1 protein-coding gene is annotated in these 360 nt (G+C 69.7%); it reads right to left on the minus strand.

Annotation, left to right across the window (positions count from 1 at the left end; genetic code table 11):
* A partial coding sequence (locus GM668_RS30355) for an IS1595 family transposase (protein ID WP_155442695.1) occupies positions 1-360 on the minus strand: 360 nt, incomplete at both ends.

Below are 360 nucleotides of genomic sequence, written 5' to 3' on the forward strand. Positions count from 1 at the left end.
GGGGGTATCGATGCGGCCTGCATCAAGCACGCAGCGCCAGCCCAGGTAATTGGGCAGGTAGCGCGTGGCGACGCCGTGGAACCGGTGCAGCCAGTTGCGGAAACGGCTGTGGTACGCGTTCACGTTTTGCACGTGCAGCGCGCCCCGCACGCGCACGCCGGCGCGCAGGTTGACGGCCTCGTGGCTGAGGCCGGCTTCGCGCGCAAAGGCGCGGTAGGCGGCATTGGCGTCGGTCACCAGCAGGATGTCGGGATCAAGCGCCGGGCGCAGGCAGCGGTGCAGGCTGGTTTTGGTGAGCGGCCCGCGGCCGGTCACATAGTCCAGCGTGCGGCCGTTGCGGTCGCGCGCTACCAGGATGCA

The organism is Pseudoduganella ginsengisoli (assembly GCF_009720865.1).
GTDB classification, from domain to species: Bacteria; Pseudomonadota; Gammaproteobacteria; order Burkholderiales; family Burkholderiaceae_D; genus Rugamonas; species Rugamonas ginsengisoli.